The following is a 19,293-nucleotide window of genomic DNA, read 5'->3' as shown; positions in this document are numbered from 1 at the left end:
CTTTGCCAAAAAATTGTCTAGTGTAGTGGACATAACTTGTTGTAACCGTTTTCTTTTATTTGTGTATAATAGACCGTAGAGGAGGTGATAAAATGCTTCTAACTAAAACGGAGCGTGCGTTAATTAACTTGTTCCTAACAAAAAATGATTTTCTAACAGCCAGTCAATTAGCGGGAATTCTTGATGTTTCTTCTAAGACGATTTACCGGAAAATCAAAAATATTAATAGTACAACAGGAAAAAAGGACATCTTGATTTCAGAAAAGGGGCGTGGTTTCAAGCTTGATTATAAAGCCTATATTCAAGCAAAACTAGAAACGACGGAAGATATTTTTGGCTATACACCGACTGAACGAAGAGAAAAAATCCTGCTTCAAATCCTATTTAAATCTCCAAAATATTTAAATATTCATGATTTATATGAAGGCTACTATGTTGGCTATAACTCGATAAAAAATGATTTTACCCTGCTAAACCAATCGATTGAGAAGTACCATTTAACTATTCAAAAGCGGCAAAAGGAAATCCGTGTGGTTGGAACCGAAGAAAATATTCGGGTAGCAATTAATGAAGTCATTAACAACTTAGATCTATTCCGTTATGACGACTTGAAAACAGAATATAGTGATTTAAATAAAGAAGACGTACAGTTTATCGTCCAACAAATGGAAATTATCGAAAACAAACTGGAAATTAGCATCCCTTATCCATATGATATAAATATTTTTTCTCATTTGTATATTTTAATTAATCGCTTCAGGCAAGGAGAGGTGGAAGATTTTGCTGAGACAAGCGAAAAATACACCATTACTAATGAAACACTCTATTTAATCGCTGTGGAAGCAATCGAAGCTATTGAACAATATTTGGATAGGAAACTGCCTAACTGCGAAACGTTTCATTTTCTCCAGTATTTAATTTCTTCTCGCTTTAATCATGAAATTGAATTAGTTCCTAACAATTGTTTACCAATAGTGGAGGAAATGACGGATTTTTATATCAACCAAGTGGCTGCTAAAATGAACATTCCTTTTAATAAAAAACAGCTAAAAATTGAGCTTTTAAGCCATATGAAGCCAATGGTAAATCGAATGAATCACCAAATAAATATAAAAAATAATTTGTTAAGTGATATTAAATTAGAGTACGGCAGCCTTTTTGAAATTATAAAAAAAACTGCTAGAGATGTGGCAAAAACATTTAAAATCCACACGATATCAGAGGATGAAATTGGCTATATTACGATCTACTTTGCCAAACACATCGAGCAATCACCACTAATAAAACGAATTATTATTATGTGTTCTAGCGGGATTGGAACATCAGAGTTGTTAAAAGTAAAAGTTCAAAAGGCATTCCCTGATGTAGAAATAGTGGACGTTTTATCATCCACAAGATTCAAAAATAATTTACAAGACTATCGGAATATTGACTTTATTCTAACAACAATCCAATCAGATAGTAATGATTCTATTCCGTCGCTACTAGTGAGTGCCATGTTTACAGAGAAAGATAAAATGATGGTGAAAAAATTAATGGAAAGTTTATAGGAGGCGAATCCATGGATATTCAAGAATTAGATATTAGTAAAGTAATTAATCCAGCACTTGTTAATTTAGATTTAAAAGCCACAACCAAGTTAGAAGTAATTGAAGAACTAACCGATTTACTTGTTCAAATGGAAGCGGTTGCTGATAAGGACGCGTTTATCGCAGACGTCTTGTATCGTGAGGAAGAAGGCAAAACCGGATTAGGTGAAGGAGTAGCTATTCCGCACGGGAAATCGGCGAGTGTAACAAACACATCGATTGCGGTGGGACGAACCAAAGAGCCAATCGAATGGGAGTCATTAGATGATAAACCAGTAAATATTATTATTCTTTTCGCAGTCAAAAATTCAGATGCAACGACCACCCATATAAAATTACTCCAAAAAGTAGCAATCTTACTTGCAGATGATGAGGTGATAAGACAATTTCAGACAGTTAAAACAAAAGAAGAGTTGATCAAATTGTTAGCTAAAAATCAGGTATAGGAGGAGTTTAGAATGAACATTATCGGAATAGCAGCCTGTACATCAGGAATTGCTCACACGTATATCGCCAAAGAAAAACTGACAAAAGCAGGAATTGCTCTCGGACATAACATCCATATTGAAACACAAGGAACCATTGGGATTGAAGATGAACTCTCAGCTGAACAATTAAAAAATGCGGATGTCGTCATTATTGCAGCCGATATTAAAATTAGTGGAAAGGACCGTTTTAAAGGTAAAAAGATTGTCGAAATTCCAACAGACTTAGCTATTAAAGCACCAAAACAAATTATTACCAAAATAGATAATGAAATAAATAACTAGGGAGTGAACCGGTATGATGAAAAAACTGCAAATCAAAAAACATGCACTTACAGCGATTTCGTATATGTTACCGTTAGTTGTTGCCTCGGGGTTACTTATTGCCATTGGAAATTTAACAAGTGGGCAAGTGATTTTAGATTATAAAGCACCATATTCTATTCCTGATGCTCTTGTTTCGCTTGGTGTACTAGGGATGGGGCTACTCGCGCCAGTCATTGCCGCTGCAATTGCTTATTCGATAGCTGACAGGCCAGGGATTGCTCCAGGTCTTCTTATGGGGGTAATCGCGAATTCTATCGGAGCAGGGTTCTTAGGGGGGATGCTCGGTGGTTACTTAGTTGGTTATTTTGTTCTTATTCTCGTGAAATATTTAAAAGTACCAAAATGGGCACAAGGTTTAATGCCGATGATGATTATCCCACTTATCAGCAGTTTAGTGATGGGACTATTAATGTACTTTGTCATTGGTGTTCCGATTGTATGGGCAACGGATGCGATGACTAGTTTCTTGCAGGGAATGCAGGGAAGTATGCGATTTGTATTTGGAGCAGTGCTCGGTGGAATGGCTGCTTTTGATTTTGGTGGTCCTGTTAATAAAGTTGCTTCGTTATTTGCCGATGGGTTGCTACTTGAAGGTGTCAAAGAGCCAGAAGCAGTTAAAATTCTTGCCTCAATGGTACCTCCGTTTGGGGTCACGCTTTCGTGGGTTGTTTCTAAAATAATCAAAAAGAAAAAATATACTAAATCAGAGGAAGATAATATTAAAATCGCCTTCCCAATGGGGATTTGTATGATAACGGAAGGGGTTATACCAATTGCCGCGGTCGACCCGATTCGTGTGATTATCTCTTGCACACTAGGCGCTGCAGTTGGTGGTGGACTCAGTATGACGTGGGGAATTGGTTCACCAGTTCCGTCAGGTGGGATGTTCATCGTGCCAGCAATGAATGAACCAATACTTTTCTGTGTAGCTTTACTGATAGGAACCTGTGTTACGGCGGCACTTCTGCTTATATTGAAACGAGAGCCTACCAAAGAAGAAGAATTAATTGCCGATCAAGGTTTAGAAGAGGAAGAAGAAGTCGATTTATCTGGAATTAAAATTTCATAAGGTAAGAGAGGAGGCAAAAGCAATGTATGTTTCAATGAAAGGAATGTTACAACGTGCCAATGAAGGAAAGTATGCAGTCATGGCGATTAACTGTTTTAATTTAGAAACAGCAAAAGCAGTTATTGATGCGGCTCAAGAACTTCGGGCGCCGATTATTATTGATTTGTTGCAAGAGCATTTAGATACTCATTTAGGAAGCCGCTTTTTAACAACACCGATTATAAAAATGGCAAAAGAAGCAAGTGTAGAAGTGGCGATTAATTTAGATCACGGACAAGATGTTCCGGTTGTGAAACGGTGTTTAGCAGATGGTTTCTCAAGTGTAATGATGGATGCGTCCAGTCACCCTTACGAAAAAAATGTCGCTATTACAAAAGAAATGGTCCAATTTGCAGAAACTTATGGTGCAAGTGTAGAAGCCGAAGTGGGGAACATTGGCGCGGTAACTGGAGATAATTATACAAACCAAGCGATGTATACCGAACCAAAAGTAGCCATTGATTTTGCAAAACGGACTGGGATTGATGCACTTGCAATTTCTTATGGTTCTTCTCATGGAGACTACCCTGATGGCTTTACTCCAGCATTTCAGTTTGACATAGTTCGAGAAATTAAAACAGCGACAAAAATGCCACTAGTATTACATGGTGGTTCAGGGTGCGGTGCAGAAAATATTCAAAAATCAGTTCAACTGGGAATTAACAAAATCAATGTAGGTTCCGATTTTATGAAAGCTCAATCAACCAAAATCAAAGAAATGCTAGAAGAAACCCCAGCTATTAGTTTTGTTGACTTAATTCATGCAACCATTCAAGCCGGCAAAGAAGCTGTTCAATATTATATTCTATTATCCGGTTCAAACGGAAAATCACTTTAAAAGGAGAATGAAAAGATGTTAGTTAATATGAAGCAATTATTAGAGGTAGCGAAAGAAAATAAGTTTGCGGTAGGGGCATTTAATGTAGCTGATAGTAACTTTTTACGCGTAGTAGTTGAAGAAGCAGAGAAAAATAATGCACCAGCAATTATCGCTGTCCACCCAACGGAGCTTGATTTTACGAAAGATGATTTTTTTGAATATGTACTTGCACGAATTAAAAATAGTCCAGTACCTTTTGTGCTTCACTTAGATCATGGTGATAATATGGCTGATGTAATGCGAGCAGTTCGTTGTGGATTCAGCTCAGTGATGATTGATGGTTCGCTATTACCATTTGAAGAAAATATTCGCGTGACAAAAGAAGTAGTGGATGTTTGCCATAAATTAGGCGTGTCAGTAGAAGGAGAGCTAGGAACTATTGGAAAAACAGGAAATAGTATTGAAGGCGGCGTGAGCGAGATTATTTATACCAAGCCAGAAGAAGCAGAAGAATATATAAGTAGAACTGGTGTTGACACGTTAGCAGTAGCAATTGGAACTGCACATGGTATTTATCCTAAAGACAAAGAGCCAAAACTACGCCTAGATATACTACAAGAAATTAAAAACTTAGTAACAATTCCTCTCGTCCTTCATGGTGGCTCGGCAAATCCTGATGCGGAAATTGCTGCTGCTGTTGAAATTGGTATCCAAAAAGTAAATATTTCAAGTGATTATAAGTATGCTTTCTACAAGAAATGTCGAGAAATTTTAAGTACAACGGAACTTTGGGATGCTAATGCTATTTATCCAGATTGTATAGATGCTGCCAAAGCAGTCGTGAAATATAAAATGGAGCTTTTTCATTCTGTAAACCAAATCGAAAAGTATCAACAAAGTAACACGCAAGCTTGGCGTAGTGATTTCATTTAAGCAAAAAACTACCGATGAAATTTATTATGCCCCCCATAAGTGGGACAAGCTGAAAAAGCACCTCTTACGTTGTACAGTAAAAGTACAATGTAAGGGGTGTTTTTTATTTAAGATAGGGTTGTATACTTTCAACATCAATTAATTGTTTAAGTCGCTGGATATCATTAATACGCCAGGGCTTTTTCTTTGAGTCCAATATTCCTTTTTCTCGAAGTTCCGTTAGCACCTTTGATGTGTAGCTTTTGGAGGTATTTGCATGATCGCTTAGTATTTGATATGTAAGAAATTTTGGGAGTTCCATGACATTGGCAGAGATACGTAATCCAAATTGCATCATTGTATTTAATGAAAAGTAAATGCTATCTCGTGCACTTAAAATTTCTTGAATGGCGATAAAATATAGCTTTCTTCGTGTATCAGCTAGGTGATGTAGCATGATATAATTCCTCGGATCTTCCAGCGCTAACATCTCTTTGAAGAATTCAAACTCAATTCGCCACCAAATAATATCAGTTAACGCAACTACCATCGTATGTTTCGGAATGTCTTCTGAATAGACAGGTAAGTATACTAGTGACCCTTGATTCATAATAAAGACGAAATTTTGTTTATGTAGACCTTCGAAAACAAATTTCGCGAAGCCTTCTTCAATAATATAAATATACTTTCTTCTTGTACCTGTTGTTATAGTCGTGTTGGAGGTAAGGCGCTCTTGAATGCAATGCTGATTAAAACTAGGATTTCTTTTTAACAATTTAAGAATATTTGCTTGTGATGCAAATTGGTCTAAAGTTTCTTTTAGATACATGAAAACTCCCCCTCTATATCTTGATGTTTCCCGAAACCCCTGCAAATAAAACGTTTCTTTGGCATATGTTCTTCCAGTTGAATAAATTGGAATGATTTATAATCCCGAAAGAACAACCTGTAATAATCAAAAAATGTCACAAATAGTTCATAATCGAGCTTAAGCAGCAAGAACTTTGAGTGGGAATGGCTAATAAGTATAAAAATAATAAATGATTAAGTGATATTTGCTGTTTTTTAAATGTGAAGAAAATATGAAAATCTGCGCTCTGCCTTATAATATAGATAGATTAAATAAACTAATAGAATCTTTGAAGGTGTATATGAAAAATAAATGTGACGAAAAAGTCAAAAATATACCGTGAAAGCAGGAAGTTTGGGTTCATTACTGGGTTCCTTTTAAAAGTATTTGGTAGTATCATCACTTGTAAGAAGTCACTCATCACAGTTGTGCACAATAATTTTAATGATCAAAAAGTAGAAATGAGATGGAAAAAGATGCAATCGTTATTTGAAGATTTATATAGCAAGAAAGTTCTAGAAGAGGAATTTGGATACAAGCGTTTTTTACAAACTTTAATTGATAATAAAATCCCCTATAAAAAAACGAAGATAGCAAATAATACAATCTTGCTAACAGAAGATACAATTAATTCCAATGTTTATTTTATCGAAAAAGGGATTGTATCATTAGAAAAAGAAAAAAATGTAGTGAGTTTTTTAGGGGCAAATCAAATTGCTGGTTTAAATGATTATTTTATGGCAGAAGCAAATGTGTACACAACAAGAGTCATAGAAACCGTTACAGCGTATGAGTTTGCTAAAGAAGATATTATTTGTTCGATTATTGGGATGCAAGAAGGGTGGCTCTATTTATACCTTAATAATCGAAATCATGAAAACGTGCTCATTGAAAAGTGCAATCTAATGCGAGGAAATGGAGAAAGCAGATTAAAAGAATCATTGGAACAGTTAGGAAAATTCTTTGGGAGTGAAAAAGAAGGGGTGTTACGAATCCCCAAATGCTTTACAAGGAAGATTATTGCTAACTATTCGAACCTTTCTGTAAGATCTGTCACGCATCTGTGCGGCAAGTTAATAGAGTCTGGGTTTTTAGCAGAAAATTCCAAGTCTTTCGTTTTATTGAAAAATTCAGAAGAGTCATGGGGTGATTTAAAATCTGAAACAGCATCTCCATTATAAAAATAAGTCATGAGTTGAAGTCTTTATCAACTTTTGTCTTATTTTTTTTGAAAAAAAAGTGAGAAAAGATGTCTTTTCTCACTTCCGTTAAGTATGAGCCGTGCTGGGTTCGAACCAGCGACCCTCTGATTAAAAGTCAGATGCTCTACCAACTGAGCTAACGGCTCTAAATATGACTGGGCTAGCTGGATTCGAACCAGCGCATGACGGAATCAAAATCCGTTGCCTTACCGCTTGGCTATAGCCCAATAATAGAAATAAATGGTGGAGGGGAGTGGATTCGAACCACCGAACCCGAAGGAGCGGATTTACAGTCCGCCGCGTTTAGCCACTTCGCTACCCCTCCGCTATAAAAATGCCGACTGCAGGAATTGAACCCGCAACCTACTGATTACGATTCAGTTGCTCTACCAGATTGAGCTAAGTCGGCGAAGAATCGCTCTCACTGCTGGCAAATCGAAATCTCTTGCAAATTAATTATTCGAAACAGATACTAATACATAATATAACATTTTCACTATTTTTACCAGCTTTTTTTTCAAAAAAATAAATTTATTTTTTTAACGGATGAATTAATGTTAAAAGTGACCCGTACGGGAATCGAACCCGTGTTACCGCCGTGAAAGGGCGGTGTCTTAACCGCTTGACCAACGGGCCATATCGTAAAAGGTTTTTACCGCTAGAAACTATTATATAAAAAAAGGGTATCATTTGTAAACACCTAAATTAATTTCTTTTTTTTCTGAAAATAATTGCTAGGAAAATGAGTTGATTTTAAATTTAATGGGTATGTGTACTTAGAGATATTTCCGTATAAATATTTAGAACATGATGGTAGAAAAATACGACCTATGAACAGGTTTAAACTGAAAATGAAATCGTAGAAATAAAATAATCTAAATAAGTATTACAATCTAAAAGTAGCTGTGCTATAATGTGTCTGGTCAATTGGAAATCAGTTTAAAAATCAAATAAAAAAGGTAGGGAATACAATGGCTTCGCCGCTAAAAAGATTATTAATCGGCCGCCCTCTGAAAACATCAGAAGCTGGAGACCAAAAATTGGGGAAATTAAAAGCTTTAGCAGTCCTATCATCCGATGCACTTTCTTCTATTGCATACGGTACAGAACAGATTTTATTGGTGCTCGTAACTGTTAGTGCTGCGGCTATGTGGTATTCATTACCCATAGCACTTTGTGTGCTTGTTCTTTTGTTTGCACTGAATTTGTCGTATAAGCAAATTATATACTCTTACCCGCATGGTGGGGGAGCTTATATTGTTTCGAGAGAAAATTTAGGAAACAATGCAGGATTAATCGCAGGTGGTTCTTTACTCGTTGACTACATGCTTACCGTTGCAGTAAGTGTTTCATCTGGAACAGACGCAATTGTATCAGCAGTACCTTCGTTGTATCCTTTTGCAGTACCAATTGCTGTCGTATTAGTAGTTGGTGTAACGATTATTAATTTACGAGGTATTACCGAATCTGCTAGCTTACTTGCAATTCCAGTGTATTTATTTGTTTTTTCTATTATTGTTCTTATATTTACTGGTTTATTTAAAGTTCTAACTGGAATGGATGCAAGTCATGAAACGGCCGCGGTAGGAACGCATGTGCAAGGAGTGACCATCTTCCTGTTACTTAGAGCCTTTGCTTCCGGTTCGGCATCTTTAACGGGGATTGAAGCTATTTCGAATGCAGTACCATTATTTAAAGAACCACGACCTAAAAATGCCGCTAAAACCTTAACCTTAATGGCTGCGCTACTTGGCTTTTTCTTTGTTGGTATAACTGTCCTTGCGTTTGTATATGGAACTGTTCCAGAGCTAAAAGTAACTGTATTATCCCAAATTGCCGAAAATGTTTTTGGCAGAAACTTCATGTTTTATTTTATTCAAGCGACAACAGCGCTTATCTTGGTTTTAGCAGCTAATACAGGCTTTTCTGCATTTCCACTTTTAGCATTTAATTTGGCAAAAGATAAATTTATGCCGAGAATGTATTTAGCAAGAGGAGATCGATTAGGCTACTCTAATGGGATTATCACTCTTGCAGTGGGTTCGATACTACTGATTATCTTATTCAAAGGGAAAACAGAGTTGCTCATACCGCTTTATTCAGTCGGCGTATTTATTCCATTCACACTTTCACAAACTGGGATGATTGTGAAATGGTGGAAACAGCGACCTAAAGGCTGGAAGAAGTCGTTGTCAGCTAACTTACTCGGAGCATCTATTTCATTTACAGTATTAATTGTATTATTCTTAACTCGGATTGAGTCAGTCTGGCCAGTGTTTATCTTTATGCCAATTATGATTTATGTTTTCCATCGCACAAGACATCATTACCGGAAAGTTGGACCACAACTTCGCATTGATGAAACAATGGACTTGCCTGATTTCAAAGGAAATGCCGTCATTATCTGTGTATCTGATACCACCAAGGTTGTAGAAGGTGCATTACAATATGCTAAATCTATTGGTGATACAGTCATAGCTGTCCACATTTCTATTGACAAAAAACAGGAAAAGGAATTTGTTGAGAGATGGAATAGGGTTCATCCTGAAGTGCGCATTGCTAATCTGTTTTCGCCGTATCGCTCTATTTCAGATCCATTAATGAAATTTATTGACACGGCAAAGCAAAAAGCAGATCAAGACAATTACTCACTAACGGTGTTGATACCGCAATTTATCCCTAGAAAAGGATGGCAAAATCTCCTTCATAACCAAACAAGTCTATTGATTCGCACAAGACTTCTAATGAAAAGAGATGTGGTTGTTTCCACATATCCTTATCATTTAAAAGAATAGCGAGAGAAAAACGGAAGAGCGCTTCGGGGGAAGAGGGACGCTCTTCCGTTTTTTATAATGGAACAATCTAAGCATAGCTATAATTAGTGAATTTGTAAAAATGGTAAAAATCTATTTTAAAAGCAGAACGACAAAGAAAAACTCTTTTTTGTTTAAAGAAAAAGAGAAATGGAAGGTAATCATTGAAATGAAAATGAAAATTTTAACAAGGAATGATTTTTTTATACTATGAAGACTCTTTTTTTGTTTATGGAAAGACGTTAGCAAAATTTGTATATAATATTAGCAAAAAAACTAATTTGTGCTTAAATTGAAGTATATTTGTAATACTTATCTAAAAAAATGAATAAATATTAGCATGGATAAAAATGAGAAAAAGGTCATATGTAATGTTACAAAGCGGTAACAAATTTTTCTTTTTGATGAATTCAGACTGAGTGGGTTTGAAGGGTGGTGAGAAAGGGCGATATACAGCCATTTGCATATTTTTTTGAGACAACTGAAAATCAGCCAGAGTCTTGAAAAAAGCCAGTTTTCGAGTTATAATTTCTTTAGTTGATGGAGTAATTATGTTAGTGAAGGAGCGCTTTGTATGCAGGAACAAGATGTTAGGTATTATGTACTACCTACTATTATCGTTTTTATATTGGGAATTGCTGCAATGAATGCAACTACTTTTCCTTTTGTTAGTTTTCTGACAACTACGCTCTTGGCTGCAGTGATTGGAATTATCATTGGTGGTGCACATCAATTACTTAGAATGCTTTTAAAAACTTATCAACAAGCAAAAGCGAGAAGAGTTTCTCAAAAAAAGTGGCAAACACTATAAAGTGAGTCATTACATAATTAAAATAACCAAGCATTTCCGCATTTTTTTGTGGGAATGTTTTTTTGTTAGTTAATACATATTTTTTTTTGTGGAAAAGATGGTACAATAAGAAAGATTATGAATGGAGGAGGTTGGAGATGGCAACTTTAGCAGATGTTGCGAAACGGGCAAATGTCTCCAAAATGACAGTTTCACGGGTTATTAATCATCCAGACCAGGTTTCAGATGAACTGAAAATGCTTGTTTATAGTGCAATGGAAGCGTTAGAGTATGTGCCGAATTATGCTGCTCGGGCGCTTGTTCAAAATAGGACACAAGTTATCAAATTTTTGATTTTAGAAGAAATTGATACGGTAGAACCTTATTATATGAATTTATTAACTGGAATTAGTAGAGAACTTGATAAATATTATTATTCACTGCAACTTGTTACCCAAAGATCTAGGAATATCGGTGCTTATGATGGGCTTATTGTTACTGGAATACGTGACAAAGATTATGATATGGGGCTTTTAGACATTGATAAGCCGGTTATTTTTTATGGGGAAAATAAACGTGGTTATGATTCAATTGATGTCGACAATAAAAAAGGAACCGAACTTGCTACAACACATGTGATAGAGATTGGTTTTTCTAGAGTAGTTTTTTTAGGAATTGATTTATTAGATGAACAGTTTATGAAGTCGCGTTTAGAGGGCTATGAAGAGGTTGTTAAAAAGCATCATTTGCAGCCGGAAAGTTACTTTATTGCAAATAGCTCTAGTGTGGCGGAAGAAAAAGCATTTGAATTATTACGTTATAACTCAGAAAAAATTGCTATCGTGTGCGCTTCAGACCGTATTGCTATTGGTGTAGTTCGAGCAGCTGCCACATTTGGTCGTCGCTTCGGTGAAAATATTGCTGTGACGGGATTTGATGGGGTGTTTTTGGATAGGATTTCCTCCCCAAAAATTACTACAGTTCGTTCCCCAGTAGTAGAAATGGGTGAGGAACTTGCTAAGATGTTACTCGCTAAAATTAATGATCACGGGAAACCTCAAGGAAACTTATTATTTACTCCAAAATTACTAATACGGGCTTCTACAACTGGAAAAGAAGAGTAATAAAAAAGCGCTAGGGAGCCGATTCCTAGCGCTTTTTTCATTTTAGTAGAATTGGCAAAAAAGCAAAAGTATCAAATATTAAGTGTACAAGGAAAGTAACCCAAATGGAGTTGCTTTTTTTGAACAAGTAGTTTAGAAGAAGTCTCGCGGGTGCAAGCGTAACGATACATTGAAGTAAATTGAAATCATATGCAGATAAATGCCATGCAGCGAAAAGTAAGGAACAGAGTAAGGAAGCTTGCCAAAATTTCCAGTTCCATTTTTTCCAAGCGGCATACAGTAAGCTAATAGAAAGCAATTCTTCACCTAGTAACATGAATGGAATATATTGCAGTAAATAAGACCAACTAAGAACGTCATTTATACTGTTTTCAGCTGCTGGTTGTCCTGATATAAACTTCCAAATGAAGCTAAAAATAGTACTAATAATAATTAGTAACGGAGCCCCAATTACCAACCATTTGAAGCTAAAATGTTTAAACCAATCTAAGAACTCTGCTTTTAAGATAATATATGCAATTACACCCATAAAAAGGGCATTAAAGTAAGCACCGATGAATTCTAGTGTAGCCATATTGGACATGATGTGTGGCAAAAGCTGATAGAGAATCCCAATAAGTATTGCACTAGAAAATAACCAATAACCTTGTTTTTTAATATTTAATGGATTTCCCATTATTTCCTCCTTATAAAACTGACTTTAAAAGCATTTACCTAGCTAGCATATTATAGCTTGTTCTTTTGAAACAGTAAAGCTACTAAATGGTTACGTAAGGACGGATATCTTTTATAATATTTTTTTATGCGCTGAAATCTTGTTACCGTTAACGAGCGAGAAAAGGTTGCAAACGCTTTACTTAAAATGCTAATTTGAAATAGAACGAACAGGGGAAATAGGAGGAGAAGAAATGGAAAAAGCAGGAATTTATCATCAACCGGCTAGTAGCTATGCTTATAGTTATGATGCTAAAACACTACATATTCGGATTAGGACGAAACGATTGGATATTAGCGAAGTTACTTTAATTGCTGCCGACCCTTATTTATGGAAAGACGAAAAGTGGCAAAGTAAGTCTTATGCAATGCGAAAAATTGCAGAAACAGAAGAGCATGATTATTGGTTTATTCCAGTCACACCTGAACATAAACGTTTGCAGTATGGCTTTTTGCTTACTGATACAGAAGGAGAAACTATCTTTTACGGAGGTCGTGGCTTTTTTGAAGCAACGGAAGCAAACTTAGGTACGATGGATTATTATTTCAAATTTCCGTTTATCCATGCAGTGGATACTTTTGAAGCGCCTGCTTGGGTTAGCAATACAATTTGGTATCAAATTTTCCCAGAACGTTTTGCAAATGGTAATCCGAGTATCTCACCAGAAAATGCCTTGCCATGGGGAAGTAAAGATCCAAGTACGACAGACTTTTTTGGTGGAGATATTGAAGGGATTATCCAGCATTTAGATTACTTAGTAGAATTAGGGATTAATGGTATGTATTTGACACCGGTTTTTGAAGCACCAACGAACCACAAATACGACACGATTGATTATAAAAAAATTGATCCACATTTTGGCGATAAAGAGACATTTAGAAAATTAGTACAGGAAGCACATAAACGAGGAATTCGAATTATGCTAGATGCTGTATTTAATCATATTGGAGATACGTCAGCTGAATGGCAAGATGTTGTGGAAAAAGAAGAGAAATCTCGTTATCGCGATTGGTTCCATGTTCACAGTTTCCCTGTTCGTCAAAATGAAAATGGCAATATCGAGGGAGAACCCACACTTTCTTATGATACGTTTGCTTTTACAACGCATATGCCAAAATTAAATACGGCTAATCCAGAAGTACAAGCGTATCTCCTTGATATTGCGACTTATTGGATTCGCGAATTTGATATTGACGGTTGGCGTTTAGATGTAGCTAATGAGGTAGATCATGCATTTTGGAAAGAATTTAAAAAGGCAGTGCAAGCGGAGAAAGAAGATATCTATATATTAGGCGAAATTTGGCATGATTCCTGGATTTGGTTGCTTGGCGATGAATTCCATGCAGTAATGAATTATCCGTTTACCCAAACAATTATTGAAAACTTTATTGAAGAGAAAATCACACCGGAACAAATGATTTCAGGTATTAATGAGCAATACATGCGCTATCCAAATCAAGTAAATGAAGTGATGTTTAATATGCTTGATAGCCATGATACTGCGCGAATCTTAACAAGAGCAAATAATGACATTGATAAAGTAAAACAAGCATTAACCTTCATGTTTGCACACACTGGTTCCCCGTGTATTTACTATGGAACCGAAATGGGTATGGACGGCGGTAATGACCCAGGTTGTCGGAAATGCATGGAATGGGACACGGAAAAACAAAACCAAGACATGCTCGCCTTCACTAAAAAATTAATTGCGCTTAGAAAAGAAAATCAAGCAATTATTACTTCAGGAGAGTTAAGTTGGCTGGCAGCAAGCAGTCAAACAGGAATCACTGCATTCAAACGAGAACTAAATGGTGAAAAACTGTATTTCGTATTTAACCAAGCAGCGGAAAATAAAAATTTCACAATATTTTTTGAAAATCAAGCGACAGATATTTGGAATAAGGAAGTTGTAACTGAAAATCTAACTGTCCCAGCTAAGGGATTCCTTGTTATTAAAGAAAACAGTTAAATCGGCATAGTATAGGGATTTTTCACATGTTATCTAGAAAAATGTTGTTATCGGTAACATGTGAAATCCTCTTGAAAACGCTTTCGATATCAGCATATAATAAATGCATAGGTTAACCTAATTCACAAATTTGGAAAAAAGAATTGAAAAAAGAAGGGACCAATTGATTAGACAGATATAGCGACTTTTTTCATAAAGAGGAGGAAAAGTAGATGAAGCGTTTTAAAAAAGTGGGAATAGTTTCAGCGGTTTTAGTAATGGCTTTAAGCTTGGCAGCATGTGGTGGCGGAAAAGATTCTAGTAAAGCGGGCGCATCTGACGCGGAAAAGACACTAACGGTTTCAGTTGACGCAGGATATAAAGACTACGTGAATAAGATAAAAGGCGACTTTGAAAGTGATAACAATGTAAAAGTAAAAGTAGTGGAAAAAGATATGTTTGAAACACTGGAAGCACTTCCGCTTGATGGTCCTGCTGGTACTGCACCAGACGTTATGATGTCTGCTTTTGATAGAATTGGCAGTCTTGGACAACAAGGACATTTGGCAGAAGTGAAACTTGGAAATAAAGATGATTATGATAAAAAAGATCAAAAACAAGTAACCATCGATGATAAAGTTTACGGTGCTCCAGCTATTATTGAAACATTAGTTCTTTACTATAATAAAGACTTACTTGATAAAGCTCCAGAAACATTTAAAGATTTAGAAACGCTAGCTAAAGATCCACGTTTTGCTTTCACTTCAGAAAAAGGTAAAAACACTGGTTTCTTAGCAAAATGGACTGACTTCTACTTCTCTTACGGTCTGCTTGCTGGATACGGCGGTTATGTTTTCGGCGATGATGGTACTAATCCAAAAGATATTGGTTTAAACAATGAAGGTTCTGTTGAAGGAATTACTTATGCAACTAAATGGTTCCAAGATGTATGGCCAAAAGGAATGCAAGATAATAAGAGTGCAGATGACTTCATCCAAGACCAATTTGTCAAAGGGAAAACAGCGGCAATACTAGGTGGACCATGGTCAGCGGCAAACTACAAAGAAGCAAAAATTAATTACGGTGTAGCAAAAATCCCAACACTTGATAATGGCAAAGAATATGCTCCATTTGCAGGTGGTAAGGGCTGGGTTGTAAGTAACTATTCAAAAAATAAAGATGTTGCTCAAAAATGGTTAGATTATGTAACAAACCAAAAAAATCAAGAAACACTTTATGATATGACAAATGAAGTACCAGCTAACTTAAAAGCACGCGACACAGCACAATCTAAAAATGATGAATTGACTAATGCCGTTATCGAACAATATAAAAACGCGCAACCAATGCCAAATATTCCAGAAATGTCGGAAGTATGGACTGGTGCGGAAAACCTAATGTTTGATGCAGCATCTGGCTCTAAAACACCGCAACAATCAGCGGACGATGCGGTGAAAGTAATAGAAGATAATGTAACACAAAAATACACGAAATAATAAAGATTCGGCGGGGCATAGGTAGCGCGCCCGCCGAATTTTTTTAAATCTAGTCAGAGAATCTATATCTAGAATTGAGGTAACAAAATGAAACTAGAACAGAAACAAATAAAAAGTGTTCGTAAAGCGACTTTGTTATCAATCATACCTGGGCTTGGTCAATTTTATAATAAGCAAAATTTTAAAGGGATTGTCTTTTTTGCAGTATTTGCTTTGTTTATCATAGAATTTTTTACAATCGGCCTAAATGCACTTATTGGCCTAATCACACTTGGATCAGTTCCAGGCGTTGACCATTCCTTATTCTTAATGATTGAAGGGACTTTACAATTAATTGTGACATTACTATTTATAGGCTTTTGGTTTATAAATATTTTTGATGCAAGAAGCGTGGCTATGCAGTGGAACTTGGGAGAAACTGTTAATAGATCCGCACTTGCTATCATAAAAAATATGCTTGATAAAGGTTTTCCGTACTTACTAACCTTACCAGCATACTTAGTTATGACTTTTGTAATTATTTTCCCAGTATTAGTGACACTTTTTATGGCGTTTACTAACTACGACTTTTATCATATTCCACCAGCTAATTTGATTGACTGGGTCGGTTTTAAGAACTTTTTCAATATTTTCTTTCTAAGTTCGTATCGTGATACTTTCTTAAGTGTATTTTCGTGGACGCTTGTTTGGACAATTTGTGCTACTTCTTTACAAATTGTTGTTGGGGTATTCACGGCAATTGTTGCCAACCAAAGCTTTATTAAAGGAAAACGCTTATTCGGAGTTGTTTTCTTGCTTCCTTGGGCGGTACCAGCTTTTATCACGATTATGAGTTTCTCGAATATGTTTAATGACAGTATCGGAGCGATTAATACACAAGTTATTCCATTGCTGAATCATTTGCCATTTGTGGATATGAATGCAATTGCTTGGAAAACAGATCCTTTCTGGACAAAAGTAGCGCTGATTAGCATTCAAGGGTGGCTTGGATTCCCGTATATATATGTCATGGTTACAGGAGTCTTACAAGCTATTCCGGGTGAACTTTATGAAGCTGCAAGAATTGACGGGGCGAGTGCGATTCAACGTTTCCGTAAAATCACTTTACCAATGATTTTATTCGTAACAGCGCCCGTATTTATAACACAATATACATTTAATTTCAATAACTTCTCGATTATATACTTATTTAATGAAGGTGGTCCTGGAAGTGTCGGAGCAGGCGCTGGATCAACGGATATCTTGATTTCATGGATTTACAAATTAACAACAGGTACTTCGCCACAATACGCTGTTGCAGCTGCTGTGACGCTTCTTATTTCAATTATCGTTATTACTGTTTCGATGATTGCCTTTAAGAAAACGAATGCCTTTGGAAACGAGGAGATGATGTAAATGAGAGACTTTATGAAAGATCAACGGACGACGAAGTTTTTAACACAGTTTTTCACGTATCTATTTTTAACTGTGTTAACGATTATTATTTTGTATCCGATTCTAATTACTGCCTCCTCTGCCTTCAAACCAGGTAATATTGCGGCATTTACATTAGAGTGGTCGGATAGCTGGACGTTAGATAATTTCACTCGCTTATTTAATGAAACACTATACCTAGATTGGTACAAAAATACGCTTATTATTGCAGTTGTAACAATGATTATGCAAGTAACGATTGTGACGCTTGCTGGTTATACATACAGTCGATACCGTTTTAAAGGACGTAAAAACAGCTTGATTTTCTTCTTGATCATCCAAATGGTACCAACAATGGCGGCACTTACAGCTTTCTATGTTTTAGCAATGCTTTTAGGCGCACTTGACCAATACTGGTTCCTGACATTGATTTATATCGGTGGCGGAATTCCAATGAACACTTGGTTGATGAAAGGATACTTTGATACTGTTCCCCGGGATCTTGATGAATCTGCAAAACTTGATGGAGCGGGACATTTCCGGATTTTCGCACAAATCATTTTACCACTGGTAAGACCGATGATTGCAGTTCAAGCTTTATGGGCATTCATGGGACCATTCGGTGATTTCCTACTGGCTAAATTCTTACTAAGAACGCCAGAAAATTTAACGATTGCGGTTGGACTTCAAACATTCATCGCCAATCCACAACAACAAAAAGTCGCGTTATTCGCAGCAGGTGCTATTCTTGCGGCACTACCGATTTGCTTACTGTTCTTCTTCTTACAAAAGAATTTTGTTTCTGGCTTAACAGCAGGTGGAACAAAAGGATAATTGATTTTTAAAAAGGCTGTGATATCAATGAAAAAAGTTCCATTTATCATTCAATATGCAAAAAGTACGCTAGGACCAAGTGCTATTTTTGATGGTCGGAAAGTGCTTAAATTTTGGCAGATGGTTATCGTGTTTATTTTCTTAAATGCGTTACTATTATTACCCGTTTCGGCTCATTTTGCTAATCAGTCGAGTTTTGATTTACCAGAAATAATGCCAGGAATGGCTGCACTCGGAACAGATCAATTCGCGAATGACATCAAACATTTATCACTGGAAAACGGAGAATTAACCGACAAAAACACTCATTTGGTAGAAAAATCGGATACTGGAGTTGCTGGAGTTAACTTAACCGATGCTGAACTTAGAGGTGCGGAGAATGTGATTAACCTCAAAGCAAACGAAATGCAACTTAAAGATGCAAGTGGTTATACATTTGAAGTAAGTTATCCAAAAGATGCCACATTAGCGGAAATTACTTCCGGAGAATCACTGGTTAACTGGATCTCAGCTCAGTGGTATTTGGAAAACCAAGCATTTGTTTTTCTATCCATGGTCATGATGATTGGTTCAATTGTCTTTGTGAGTTCACTTATGCTTGCTATATTCACAACGCTTTTCATTTGGATGACAAAACGGAGCAGCTTTTCAAAGATTGCTTCTTTTAAAGAATCATTAAATTTAACGCTAAATGCACTAGGAATTCCAGTGATTGCAGCATGCGCTATCGGCTTTATCTATTTTGATATAACGATCATTATGGCTATTCAGTCGCTTGGAATGGTGCTAATGATAGCTTGGACATTTTTAAAGACAAGATTTTATAAGACTAGTGAGGAAAATATGGCTGCTAGTCGCTAATTAGGA

Annotated in this window: 17 protein-coding genes and 5 tRNA genes; 15 read left to right on the top strand and 7 right to left on the bottom strand. The window is 36.2% G+C overall.

Going from position 1 to position 19,293, the window contains the following annotated elements; genetic code table 11:
- Window positions 1-92: 92 nt before the first annotated feature.
- Genes JL53_RS11870 through JL53_RS11845 form a run of 6 tightly spaced genes read left to right on the top strand, consistent with a single transcriptional unit; the run spans window position 93 to window position 5,262 of the window.
- The gene (locus JL53_RS11870) at window positions 93-1,550 is read left to right on the top strand and encodes a BglG family transcription antiterminator (RefSeq protein WP_038407725.1); all 1,458 of its coding nucleotides are present in this window, start codon (window positions 93-95) and stop codon (window positions 1,548-1,550) included.
- An 11-nt stretch (window positions 1,551-1,561) separates the two neighbouring features.
- Window positions 1,562-2,035 carry a PTS sugar transporter subunit IIA gene (locus tag JL53_RS11865; protein WP_038407724.1) on the top strand — a complete coding sequence of 158 codons (474 nt, stop codon included), beginning with the start codon at window positions 1,562-1,564 and terminating at the stop codon, window positions 2,033-2,035.
- 12 nt (window positions 2,036-2,047) lie between these two features.
- Window positions 2,048-2,359, top strand: coding sequence for a PTS fructose transporter subunit IIB (locus JL53_RS11860; protein ID WP_003720510.1), 312 nt, complete (start codon window positions 2,048-2,050; stop codon window positions 2,357-2,359).
- 16 nt (window positions 2,360-2,375) lie between these two features.
- Complete coding sequence (locus tag JL53_RS11855; RefSeq protein ID WP_074673910.1) at window positions 2,376-3,470, top strand: PTS fructose transporter subunit IIC; 1,095 nt, start codon at window positions 2,376-2,378, stop codon at window positions 3,468-3,470.
- 22 nt (window positions 3,471-3,492) lie between these two features.
- Window positions 3,493-4,347 carry a class II fructose-bisphosphate aldolase gene (locus JL53_RS11850; protein WP_038407723.1) on the top strand — a complete coding sequence of 285 codons (855 nt, stop codon included), beginning with the start codon at window positions 3,493-3,495 and terminating at the stop codon, window positions 4,345-4,347.
- A 15-nt stretch (window positions 4,348-4,362) separates the two neighbouring features.
- The gene (locus JL53_RS11845; RefSeq protein ID WP_003720507.1) at window positions 4,363-5,262 is read left to right on the top strand and encodes a ketose-bisphosphate aldolase; all 900 of its coding nucleotides are present in this window, start codon (window positions 4,363-4,365) and stop codon (window positions 5,260-5,262) included.
- A 103-nt stretch (window positions 5,263-5,365) separates the two neighbouring features.
- On the opposite strand, the gene JL53_RS11840 is transcribed toward JL53_RS11845, so the two are convergent.
- Window positions 5,366-6,070, bottom strand: a complete 705-nt coding sequence (locus JL53_RS11840; RefSeq protein WP_003720506.1) for a helix-turn-helix domain-containing protein — start codon at window positions 6,068-6,070, stop codon at window positions 5,366-5,368.
- Between the two features lie 497 nt (window positions 6,071-6,567).
- Here JL53_RS11840 and JL53_RS11835 point away from each other — a divergent pair, with 497 nt between their 5' ends.
- Window positions 6,568-7,272: a Crp/Fnr family transcriptional regulator gene (locus JL53_RS11835; RefSeq protein WP_038407722.1), complete on the top strand. Its 705-nt coding sequence runs from the start codon at window positions 6,568-6,570 to the stop codon at window positions 7,270-7,272.
- Window positions 7,273-7,366: 94 nt separating this feature from the next.
- On the opposite strand, the gene JL53_RS11830 is transcribed toward JL53_RS11835, so the two are convergent.
- The 5 genes from JL53_RS11830 to JL53_RS11810 all read right to left on the bottom strand — a co-directional run bounded on the left by JL53_RS11830 (window position 7,367) and on the right by JL53_RS11810 (window position 7,929).
- Window positions 7,367-7,439: transfer RNA gene (locus JL53_RS11830), tRNA-Lys, on the bottom strand.
- Window positions 7,440-7,448: 9 nt separating this feature from the next.
- Window positions 7,449-7,520: transfer RNA gene (locus JL53_RS11825), tRNA-Gln, on the bottom strand.
- Between the two features lie 14 nt (window positions 7,521-7,534).
- A tRNA-Tyr gene (locus JL53_RS11820) sits at window positions 7,535-7,618 on the bottom strand.
- Between the two features lie 10 nt (window positions 7,619-7,628).
- Window positions 7,629-7,702, bottom strand: a tRNA-Thr gene (locus JL53_RS11815).
- Between the two features lie 155 nt (window positions 7,703-7,857).
- Window positions 7,858-7,929: transfer RNA gene (locus tag JL53_RS11810), tRNA-Glu, on the bottom strand.
- 335 nt (window positions 7,930-8,264) lie between these two features.
- Here JL53_RS11810 and JL53_RS11805 point away from each other — a divergent pair.
- The 3 genes from JL53_RS11805 (at window position 8,265) to JL53_RS11795 (ending at window position 12,020) form a co-directional block, all read left to right on the top strand.
- Complete coding sequence (locus tag JL53_RS11805; protein WP_003720504.1) at window positions 8,265-10,088, top strand: potassium transporter KimA; 1,824 nt, start codon at window positions 8,265-8,267, stop codon at window positions 10,086-10,088.
- 592 nt (window positions 10,089-10,680) lie between these two features.
- Complete coding sequence (locus JL53_RS11800) at window positions 10,681-10,917, top strand: hypothetical protein (RefSeq protein ID WP_003720503.1); 237 nt, start codon at window positions 10,681-10,683, stop codon at window positions 10,915-10,917.
- Window positions 10,918-11,054: 137 nt separating this feature from the next.
- Window positions 11,055-12,020: a LacI family DNA-binding transcriptional regulator gene (locus JL53_RS11795; protein WP_003720502.1), complete on the top strand. Its 966-nt coding sequence runs from the start codon at window positions 11,055-11,057 to the stop codon at window positions 12,018-12,020.
- A gap of 37 nt (window positions 12,021-12,057) precedes the next feature.
- Here JL53_RS11795 and JL53_RS11790 read toward each other — a convergent pair whose 3' ends face one another.
- Window positions 12,058-12,696: a CPBP family intramembrane glutamic endopeptidase gene (locus JL53_RS11790; protein ID WP_003720501.1), complete on the bottom strand. Its 639-nt coding sequence runs from the start codon at window positions 12,694-12,696 to the stop codon at window positions 12,058-12,060.
- A gap of 232 nt (window positions 12,697-12,928) precedes the next feature.
- Between JL53_RS11790 and JL53_RS11785 the strand changes: the two genes are divergently transcribed.
- The 5 genes from JL53_RS11785 to JL53_RS11765 all read left to right on the top strand — a co-directional run bounded on the left by JL53_RS11785 (window position 12,929) and on the right by JL53_RS11765 (window position 19,287).
- A complete protein-coding gene (locus tag JL53_RS11785; protein WP_038407721.1) occupies window positions 12,929-14,704 on the top strand; it encodes a glycoside hydrolase family 13 protein in 1,776 nt (591 codons plus the stop codon).
- A gap of 212 nt (window positions 14,705-14,916) precedes the next feature.
- Window positions 14,917-16,179, top strand: a complete 1,263-nt coding sequence (locus JL53_RS11780; protein WP_003720499.1) for an extracellular solute-binding protein — start codon at window positions 14,917-14,919, stop codon at window positions 16,177-16,179.
- An 87-nt stretch (window positions 16,180-16,266) separates the two neighbouring features.
- Window positions 16,267-17,574, top strand: a complete 1,308-nt coding sequence (locus tag JL53_RS11775) for a sugar ABC transporter permease (protein WP_038407720.1) — start codon at window positions 16,267-16,269, stop codon at window positions 17,572-17,574.
- The gene (locus tag JL53_RS11770) at window positions 17,575-18,426 is read left to right on the top strand and encodes a sugar ABC transporter permease (protein WP_038407719.1); all 852 of its coding nucleotides are present in this window, start codon (window positions 17,575-17,577) and stop codon (window positions 18,424-18,426) included.
- A gap of 27 nt (window positions 18,427-18,453) precedes the next feature.
- Window positions 18,454-19,287, top strand: a complete 834-nt coding sequence (locus JL53_RS11765) for a DUF1189 domain-containing protein (RefSeq protein WP_003720496.1) — start codon at window positions 18,454-18,456, stop codon at window positions 19,285-19,287.
- Window positions 19,288-19,293: the final 6 nt, after the last annotated feature.

It is taken from the genome of Listeria ivanovii subsp. londoniensis, from assembly GCF_000763495.1.
Classification (GTDB): Bacteria; Bacillota; Bacilli; order Lactobacillales; family Listeriaceae; genus Listeria; species Listeria londoniensis.
Note: the sequence above shows the minus strand (reverse complement) of the source record. Positions and strands in the feature narration are given on the sequence as shown.

Excerpts from the sequence above, each read along its gene's own strand:
- JL53_RS11835 (WP_038407722.1), top strand. The coding sequence starts at position 6,568 with ATGCAATCGTTATTTGAAGATTTATATAGCAAGAAAGTTCTAGAAGAG.
- JL53_RS11860 (WP_003720510.1), top strand. The coding sequence starts at position 2,048 with ATGAACATTATCGGAATAGCAGCCTGTACATCAGGAATTGCTCACACG.
- JL53_RS11865 (WP_038407724.1), top strand. The coding sequence starts at position 1,562 with ATGGATATTCAAGAATTAGATATTAGTAAAGTAATTAATCCAGCACTT.
- JL53_RS11775 (WP_038407720.1), top strand. The coding sequence starts at position 16,267 with ATGAAACTAGAACAGAAACAAATAAAAAGTGTTCGTAAAGCGACTTTG.
- JL53_RS11855 (WP_074673910.1), top strand. The coding sequence starts at position 2,376 with ATGAAAAAACTGCAAATCAAAAAACATGCACTTACAGCGATTTCGTAT.
- JL53_RS11840 (WP_003720506.1), bottom strand. The coding sequence starts at position 6,070 with ATGTATCTAAAAGAAACTTTAGACCAATTTGCATCACAAGCAAATATT.
- JL53_RS11790 (WP_003720501.1), bottom strand. The coding sequence starts at position 12,696 with ATGGGAAATCCATTAAATATTAAAAAACAAGGTTATTGGTTATTTTCT.
- JL53_RS11805 (WP_003720504.1), top strand. The coding sequence starts at position 8,265 with ATGGCTTCGCCGCTAAAAAGATTATTAATCGGCCGCCCTCTGAAAACA.
- JL53_RS11850 (WP_038407723.1), top strand. The coding sequence starts at position 3,493 with ATGTATGTTTCAATGAAAGGAATGTTACAACGTGCCAATGAAGGAAAG.
- JL53_RS11800 (WP_003720503.1), top strand. The coding sequence starts at position 10,681 with ATGCAGGAACAAGATGTTAGGTATTATGTACTACCTACTATTATCGTT.
- JL53_RS11780 (WP_003720499.1), top strand. The coding sequence starts at position 14,917 with ATGAAGCGTTTTAAAAAAGTGGGAATAGTTTCAGCGGTTTTAGTAATG.
- JL53_RS11765 (WP_003720496.1), top strand. The coding sequence starts at position 18,454 with ATGAAAAAAGTTCCATTTATCATTCAATATGCAAAAAGTACGCTAGGA.
- JL53_RS11870 (WP_038407725.1), top strand. The coding sequence starts at position 93 with ATGCTTCTAACTAAAACGGAGCGTGCGTTAATTAACTTGTTCCTAACA.
- JL53_RS11785 (WP_038407721.1), top strand. The coding sequence starts at position 12,929 with ATGGAAAAAGCAGGAATTTATCATCAACCGGCTAGTAGCTATGCTTAT.
- JL53_RS11795 (WP_003720502.1), top strand. The coding sequence starts at position 11,055 with ATGGCAACTTTAGCAGATGTTGCGAAACGGGCAAATGTCTCCAAAATG.
- JL53_RS11845 (WP_003720507.1), top strand. The coding sequence starts at position 4,363 with ATGTTAGTTAATATGAAGCAATTATTAGAGGTAGCGAAAGAAAATAAG.
- JL53_RS11770 (WP_038407719.1), top strand. The coding sequence starts at position 17,575 with ATGAGAGACTTTATGAAAGATCAACGGACGACGAAGTTTTTAACACAG.